The following is an 8361-nucleotide window of genomic DNA, read 5'->3' as shown; positions in this document are numbered from 1 at the left end:
CAGCAATTGCTGGCAGGGCGCACGCGGTCGACGGCACGCCGTCGAGCTGCCGTCCGCCATGGTTCGACACGACGATCCCGTCCGCGCCGAGCGCGGCCGCCTCGCGCGCATCCTCGACATCGAGCAGCCCCTTGATGATCAGCGGCCCGGTCCATTCGGTGCGGATGAAGTCCAGGTCGCGCCAGGTTACGGTCGGATCGAAATTCGCCCGCATCCAGGCGAAGAAATCCTCGAGGCCCGTCTTGCCCGCCAGCACCGAGGCGACATTGCCCAGGCCATGCGGCCGCCCGCGCACCCCGACGTCCCACGCCCAGCGCGGATGCATCGCCGCCTGCCCGAAGCGCCGCAGCCCGCCGTACAAGCCGGGCGCGCCGGCAAGGCCGGACCGCAGGTCGCCGTAACGGCTGCCCGGCACCGGCATGTCGACGGTGAACACCAGAGCGGTGCAGCCGGTGTCGCGCGCCAGTGCGAGCAGCTCGCGCATGAAGCCGCGGTCGCGGATCATGTAGAGCTGGAACCAGAAGGACTGGGGGCTCGCCGCCGCTACCTCGGCGACGGTGCACACCGATACGGTCGACAGAGTGAAGGGAATGCCCGCCCCGGCGGCGGCACGCGCGGCCTGAGTCTCGCCGCGCCGGGCGTTCATCCCCGCCAGGCCGATCGGGCCAAGCCCCACCGGCATCGCCTGGCGCGCGCCGAACAGGCTGGTCGACAAGTCGATCGATCCGACATCGCGCAGCACGCGCTGGCGCAGCGCGATCGATTCGAGATCGGTCACGTTCCGCCGCAGCGTGGTCTCCGCATAGGATCCGCCATCGATGTAATCGAACAGGAAGCGCGGCAGGCGGCTCTTCGCGAGCGCACGATAGTCGAGGATGTTCGCCGCCTTCACGCCGCCACCGCCACGCCAGCGATGCGCCGGCGCCACAGGTCGCGATAGCCGGAGAGATCCACGTCGAGCGGCGCGACCCGGTCGAGCGCCGCGGGCGGCGCGAGCGTCGCATCGACCAGCCGGAGCGCGCCATACGACACATCGTTATGCGCAACCCCGGTGTAGACGGCGGTATCCGGCCGCAGCGACGCCAGCGCGCGCACGAACACCTGCGCCTCGGCGAAGCGTCCCTCGATCAGCAGCCGCCCGCGCGAGCCGATCAGGTCGAGCGACGCATCGGCGACCAGGGCGGCATAGAGGCATGCCGCGGCGCGCACCGCATAGGGATCCTCGGGCTCCACCACCCACCCGCCCGATCCCGACGGGAAGGGCCCGACACCGGGCATCATCGACGGCAGCGCCATCGCACCCGCCGCCACAACTGGCTCGACCGCGTCGATCAGCGCCGGCTGGTCGGGCTTGATGTCGACGCGGCGCGTATCGATGCCGCTGAGCAGCTCGATCTCGCGCCCACCCATGAAGCGCGACGACGGCACCAGCGCACCGCGGACATCGACATTGACCAGGCAGTCGCGCGCCTCGGGCAGGTCGGCGATGTCGACCACCGCATCGGCGCCGGGCGAGCGCATCGCCACGAACCAGGTGCCGGTCGACAGGATCGTCGCTTCATGATCGCCAATCTCGGCAAAGGCGCGTGCAGCGTGGAGCGCCGCGTTCGAATCGTGCAGCCCGGCATGGATCCGGACATCCGCCGGCAAGCCGGTCCGCGCCGCCATCGCCGGGGAAATCGTCCCGATCGCATCGCCGGCGCGGGCGAGCGGCGCGAACAGCGCCGCCCAGCCGCGCCGTGCCGCCATGTCCGAGGGCCGTTCGTCGGCAGGACGCCACAGATCGCTATGACAGCCAAGGCTTGTCACTTCCGACACGGCGACGCCCGACAGCAACCATGCCCAATATTGCGCCCAGGGCAGGATCGTCGCGCCGTGCGTCAGCAATGCCGGATAAAGCTCGTCAAGCAGGTCGAGCTGGGCACCGATATTGAGCCCGGCCGGCAGTGCCGGCGAGCCGGTCGCGGCAAAGGGGTCACGCCCCGTATCATAGCGCGCGCGCCGCTCGGCCGGCAGGCTTTGCTCATAATCGATCGGCGGCACCGCCAGCTGCCCGTCGCGCAGGATCGCAATCGCGGCGCCATGCGCGACCGGCATGATCGCGCCGATTTGGCCAAGTACGGCGAAATCGGCCAGCACCGTCACCATCCATGCCTCGATTCCCATCGAATTGAGAGCGGTGTAATGCGGTCCGGCAACGATCTCATTGGCGCGCGTGCGTCGCTCGAGCAACGTCCCGCCGTCCCACAAAGTGAGCTTGGACATCGTCTTTCCGACATCGAGCACCACCGTCAACACCGCTTTTCACCCTCTTCCTAGATTAAATCTGATCATTTTTTATCGAACCTGATTGTTTACGACCATAGCCTGTTGTAGAACGCCGTCAAACGAGAATGAGGGGATTCGACCGATGGCCGATCGTACATCACCACTGCAGCCCGGTCAGGAAAGTCTGGCGTTCGCCGTCCCGGCCAATCTCTGGTCGGAACCGACTGCAGCCGCGCTGTCGCCGGAAAATCTGCTGCTGTATCGCTCCAATCTGCTGGGCAGCGACCTGACCATCACCAATTTCGGCGGCGGCAACACCTCGGCCAAGCTGGACGAGACCGACCCGCTGACTGGCGAGACGGTGAAGATACTATGGGTCAAGGGATCGGGCGGCGATATTGGCTCGATGACGCTGAACGGCTTCTCTACACTCTATCTCGACAAGCTGATCGGCCTCGAACGGCTTTATCGCGGTGTCGAGCATGAAGACGAAATGGTCGGCTATCTGCCGCACTGCACCTTCAACCTCAATCCGCGCGCGGCATCGATCGATACGCCGCTCCACGCTTTCCTGCCCTTCGCGCATGTCGACCATGTCCATCCCGATTCGGTCATCGCTCTGGCCGCGGCACAAAATGGCGAGGCCGCAGTGCAGGAGATCTGGGGCGGCTCGGTCGGGTGGCTCGGCTGGAAACGTCCGGGCTTCGACCTTGGCCTGCGGCTGCGCGACCATGTCGCCGCCAATCCCGGCTGCATTGGCGTGGTGCTCGCCGGGCACGGCCTGATCTGCTGGGCCGACACGTCGCGCGACTGTTACGACCGCACCATCGGCCTGATCGCCGACGCCGCGGCCTATCTCAACACCAGGCTCGCGCTGCGCCCCGATTTCGGCGGCGAGATCGCCCCGACTCTTCCGGCGGCCGAGCGCAAGGCGGCGGCGGCACGGCTGATGCCGCGGCTGCGCGGGCTGATGACCGGTGAGCAGTCGAAGGTCGGGCATTTCTCCGACGATGCCGGGTCACTGCAGTTCGCCGGGTCAGCCGATTTCGCCCGGCTGGCGGCAATCGGCACCTCCTGCCCCGACCATTTCCTGCGCACCAAGATCGCGCCGTTGGTGCTTGATCCGACGCAGCTTGACGACGATGCCTATCTCTCGGCGCAGCTCGGCGCGTACCGCGACGGCTATGCCGCTTATTATCAGCGCTGCGTCCATCCCGGCGATCCGGCGATGCGCGATCCCAATCCGGTCGTCGTGCTGATCCCCGGCATTGGCCGCATCACCTTTGCCGCCGACAAGACCACGGCGCGGCTGGCAGGCGAATTCTACGGCAATGCAATCAACGTGATGCGCGGCGCGGAGGCGATCGGCGGCTATCTCGGCCTGCCCGAGCAGGAAGCCTATGACATCGAATATTGGCTGCTCGAGGAAGCCAAGCTGCAGCGCATGCCCAAGCCCAAATCGCTGGCGGGCAAGATCGCGCTGGTCACCGGCGGCGCCGGCGGCATCGGCATCGCCAGCGCGGAACGGTTGCTCGCCGATGGCGCGTGCGTGATGCTGCTCGATCGCGATGCCGAGACACTGGCGGGCGCGCAGCAAGCGCTGGAGCGCAAATTCGACGCCGACCGGGTGCGCGCCTCCCTGTGCGACGTCACCGACGAGACCCAGATCGCCGCCGCTTTCGCCGATTGCGCGCGCGAGTTCGGCGGGCTCGACATCCTCGTGGTCAATGCCGGCATCGCGTCTTCTGCGTCGATCGAGGACACCACGGTCGAGATGTGGGGCCGCAATTACGACGTGCTGGCGAAAGGCTATTTCCTGACCTCGCGCGAAGCCTTTCCGTTGCTGCGCGCAGCGGGCGGCGGGTCGATCGTGTTCATCGGATCGAAGAACGGCATCGCGCCGGCGACCAATGCCTCGGCCTATGCCTCGGCCAAGGCGGCGGCACTGCATCTCGCGCGCTGCCTCGCGCTCGAAGGGGCGCCGCACGGCATCCGCGTCAACACGGTCAATCCCGATGCGGTGATTAAGGGATCGCGTATCTGGGACGGCGACTGGCGCCAGGAGCGCGCCGACGCACACGGCATCGATTCGGGCGAAGAGCTGGAGGCGCATTACCGCAACCGTTCGATGCTCAAGCGCGACGTCCTGCCGGCGGATGTCGCCGAAGCCGTGGCCTTTTTCGCATCAGCGACATCGGCCAAATCAACCGGTAATCTGCTCAATGTGGATGCCGGCAATGCGCAGGCCTTTCCGCGCTGATAACGTGATAATTTGAGGGAGATACAGGATGGCGAACGGCCCCGCGCTGACGCTCGACCAGATCGGCACCCATAATGCCGAGCGCATCGATGCGCTGGCGGAGGATTATGCCGCGCTCGATCGCCAGCTGGCACGGCGCGGTATCGACATCGCGCAGGTGAAGAGCGCGGTCGCGACCTTCAGCGTCGCGGTGCCGAGTTGGGGCGCCGGGCGCGGCGGCACGCGCTTCGCCAAATTCTCGATCCCGGGCGAACCGACCAATATCCATGAAAAGCTCGAGGATTGCGGCCTGATCCAGCAACTCGGCCAGGCCACGCCGCGGGTCAGTCCGCATTTTCCATGGGACAAGGTCAGCGATTATGCCGCCTTGCGCGAAGAAGCAGCGAGCCTTGGCCTTGGCTTTGACGCGGTCAATTCGAACACCTTCCAGGATCAGCCCGGCCAGGCGCACAGCTATCGCAGCGGCAGCCTGTCCTCGACTGACGCCGATGTTCGCGCCCAGGCGATCGATCATAATATCGAATGCATCGAGATCGGCCGCCAGCTCGGCTCGCGCGCACTGACCGTGTGGGTCGGCGACGGCACCAACTTCCCGGGCCAGCAGCATCTCGGCCGCTCGCTCGACCGCTATCTTGACGCGGCGACAGAAGTCTATGCCGCGCTGCCCGATGACTGGCGCATACTGCTCGAACATAAATTGTTCGAGCCGGCCTTCTACTCGACGGTCATTTCCGACTGGGGATCGTCGATGATGGCGGCGCAGGAACTGGGTCCCAAGGCGATGTGCCTGATCGACCTTGGCCATCACGCTCCCAATGTGAATATCGAACAGATCGTCGCGCGGCTACACAAGGCGGGCAAGCTTGGCGGCTTCCACTTCAACGACAGCAAGTACGGCGATGACGATCTCGACGCCGGCGCGATCAACCCGCACCAGTTGTTCCTGATCTTCAACGAGCTGGTCGAGGCAGCACTCGAGCCGCGCACCGGGTTCGACCCGGCCTATATGATCGACCAGTCGCACAATGTGACCGACCCGATCGAAAGCATGCTCTGTTCGGCCGAAGCGATCGTCGGATCCTTCGCGAAAGCACTGCTGGTCGATCGCGAGGCGCTACGCGACGCGCAGGAGTCGAACGACGCGATCATCGCCTTCCGCGGGCTGCGCCGGGCCTATGATACCGATGTGGCGCCGATCGTCGCGCTGGCGCGGGCCGAGGCGGGTGGTGCGATCGACCCGCTCGCGCTGTATCGCACGCTGGGCTGGCGCGAACGCAAGGCGCAGGAGCGCACTACGGTCGGTCTGGGCGCCGGAATCGTCTGATGATCGGATATGCTTGCATCCGCGCGGATCAGGCCTGATACCTGCCGGGATCCTTAAAGGCCCTTTAATGCACGCAGAAGATCGCGACCGACTGATCCTGGAATTGATGCGCGAACGCGGATTCGTATCGTTCCAGGAACTGGACCGCTCGCTCGAAGCATCCGGCGCGACCTTGCGCCGCGACCTCGACCGGCTGGAGACGAGCGGCAAGATCGTCCGCGTGCGCGGCGGCGCGCGGCTGGTCGACGTCCCTGACGCGACTGGCGGTGGTGCGGGCGCCAATGACGGCCATCTGCGCGGCGTGCCATTCCACGAGAATGTCGAGCGCAACCGCGCCGCCAAGGAGGCGATCGGCCGCGCTGCCGCCGCCTTGTGCGGCGCGGGCGAGACGGTGATCATCGACGGCGGATCGACCACCTTGCAGATGTGCCCGCTGCTCGCCCCGCTTGAGCTGCATGTGCTGACCAACTCGCTGCACATCGTCAGCGCGCTGATCGGCCAGCCCGGCACGCATATCTCGATGCCCGCCGGCACGCTGTTCCGCGAACAGAATATCCTGCTCCCGCCATTCGACGATGACGGGATGAGCCGGTACCGCGCGTCGAAACTCTTCATGGGTGCGGCATCGATCGGCCGGCATGGCCTGATGCAGACCGACGTCCTGCTGGTCCATGCCGAACGCCGCCTGCTCGACCGTGCCGATGAAGTGATCGTGCTGGTCGACAGCAGCAAGTTCGGCGCCCCCGCCGGCCATGTCGTGTGCACCGCCGACGAGCTCGACGTGGTGATCACCGATGACGGCATCACTGACCGCGATGCGGCGATGATCGAAAAGGCCGGGATCAAACTGATCGTCGCACCGACCCCTTAGAACGGCAGCAATAGTTCAAAGAACAGGCGTAGCGCCCTTATTGTTTCGCAGCCGAAATGTCCGAGCCGTTAACTTAAATCCATATTGGCTCTTTACGTAGATTGCGCATTTTAACACACGCGCAACTCGAAACATGAACAATTTGTCATTTGACTAGCCTTTCCATGCACCTGCATCCTTCGAACGCCACAGGATCTCGAATCCGGTGGCTTAGGAGCAGAAAAGGAAGGGTAGTATCATGACGTTCGAAGAAATCAGTACGATAGACGCACCGTCCGATGCAGAATTCTGGGCAGGTGTCGCCGGCGGCGCCCTGGTTACGGTTGGAATAGGTCTGCTTTTCATCTCGTAATATTTCCACCTTACCAGAAGGAAACCTTACAATGACTTTCGAAGAAATCGATATCGTCGATGCACCTGTGTCGGATCTGAGCGCCGGCATTGCCACGGGAATCGGCATTGGCCTCGGCATCCTCGGGCTGATGTTCGTCAGCTGACGGCCAGAAATGCATGGACCGGGGCGTGACGACTTGTTGCGCCCCGTACCCGACGGAGCAGGTCGCCCGATGCTGAAGGTAAAAGACAGTCTGGAATTCTACGCCCTTGAGGGCGGGCTGTTCCATATTTACGACGTATCGACCGCGCGCCATTTTAAACTGGGGCAGCAAGAGGTCACCTGGCTGAGGCTGCTCGACGGTACCCGGTCGCAAGAGCAGTTGGCGGCCCGGATTCCGTTCGAATATTTCCAGAAATTCGTCGCGACGGTCGCGCGCATGGGCCTTCTCGAAACGGCTGCGACACCGAAAAAGGCGATCTCGCCATTGAAGATCAAGGTGCTGAACGTCGACCCGGCCTGGCTGATCGACGCGCATCCCCGGTTCGCCCGATTTTACCGCGAGATGCTGGGCTGGACGACGCTTCCGATCTTCGTGTTCAACCTGCTCCTGATCGCGGCGCTGTTCCCGATCGCACGGCCAGCATTGGCTGGCTTCTCTATCGGGTTCGGTATCATTCCTTTCTACCTGGCCTCGATCCTCGTTGTCGGCCTGGTGCATGAGCTCTCCCATGCGTTCGTCGCGCGCTCCTATGGCGTGAAAGTGCCGCGGATCGGCCTGATGCTGTTCTTTCTCCACCCCGCCTTCTACGCCGATGTCAGTGCCATCAACATGCTGACCGACCGGCCCAAAAGGTTGCGCACGCTGTTCGCGGGTATCCAGGCGAATAATCTGCTCGTGACGGTCGCGCTGGTTGCGGCCCTGTTCCTGGTCGGCACGCCGGCATTTCCTTATGCCATCATGTTCGCCGGCCTCAACGCTATCCTGATCTTCGTCAACCTGATCCCGTTCGTCGAATATGACGGCTACTATATCTTCCAGGAGCTGGTCGGCGAGCCGAACTTCAATCGCAATGCCTTCGTCAATGTGATGGGATCGGCGCAGCGCAGGGCGGACTATGTCCTGTATTTCGCGGTCAGCCAGATATTTCAGGTGGCATTGGTCCTCTCCGCCTTGCTCGTACTGCGGACCGGGGCGAACCGGCTCTGGCCCAGCACGATCGTTGATGTCGGGTTCCTGATCCTGATCGCCCTGACACCGCCCATACTGGGCATGCTGCGCTTTCGGGCGATGAAGTAACGCT

6 protein-coding genes are annotated in these 8361 nt (G+C 64.4%); 4 read left to right on the top strand and 2 right to left on the bottom strand.

The features are described from left to right. Positions 1–892, bottom strand: an 892-nt coding sequence (locus ACRECS_RS24580; protein ID WP_431585603.1) for an L-lactate dehydrogenase, incomplete at its 3' end; no start/stop codon positions are given. Then, positions 889–2265: an FGGY-family carbohydrate kinase gene (locus tag ACRECS_RS24575; RefSeq protein WP_431585602.1), complete on the bottom strand. Its 1377-nt coding sequence runs from the start codon at positions 2263–2265 to the stop codon at positions 889–891. The genes ACRECS_RS24575 and ACRECS_RS24580, both read right to left, overlap by 4 nt. 145 nt (positions 2266–2410) lie before the next feature. On the opposite strand from ACRECS_RS24575, the gene ACRECS_RS24570 reads away from it, so the two are divergent. The 4 genes from ACRECS_RS24570 to ACRECS_RS24555 all read left to right on the top strand — a co-directional run bounded on the left by ACRECS_RS24570 (position 2411) and on the right by ACRECS_RS24555 (position 8357). Beyond that, on the top strand, positions 2411–4528 hold the full coding sequence (locus ACRECS_RS24570; protein WP_431585601.1) for a bifunctional rhamnulose-1-phosphate aldolase/short-chain dehydrogenase: 2118 nt from the start codon (positions 2411–2413) through the stop codon (positions 4526–4528). 28 nt (positions 4529–4556) lie between these two features. Beyond that, complete coding sequence (locus tag ACRECS_RS24565) at positions 4557–5852, top strand: TIM barrel protein (RefSeq protein ID WP_431585600.1); 1296 nt, start codon at positions 4557–4559, stop codon at positions 5850–5852. A 67-nt stretch (positions 5853–5919) separates the two neighbouring features. After that, positions 5920–6723 carry a DeoR/GlpR family DNA-binding transcription regulator gene (locus tag ACRECS_RS24560; RefSeq protein ID WP_431585599.1) on the top strand — a complete coding sequence of 268 codons (804 nt, stop codon included), beginning with the start codon at positions 5920–5922 and terminating at the stop codon, positions 6721–6723. A gap of 566 nt (positions 6724–7289) precedes the next feature. After that, on the top strand, positions 7290–8357 hold the full coding sequence (locus ACRECS_RS24555; protein ID WP_431585598.1) for a hypothetical protein: 1068 nt from the start codon (positions 7290–7292) through the stop codon (positions 8355–8357). The last annotated feature ends 4 nt before the right edge of the window (positions 8358–8361 follow it).

Origin of the sequence: Sphingomonas sp. (genome assembly GCF_050725575.1) — a bacterium.
Classification (GTDB): domain Bacteria; phylum Pseudomonadota; class Alphaproteobacteria; order Sphingomonadales; family Sphingomonadaceae; genus Sphingomonas.
Note: the sequence above shows the minus strand (reverse complement) of the source record. Positions and strands in the feature narration are given on the sequence as shown.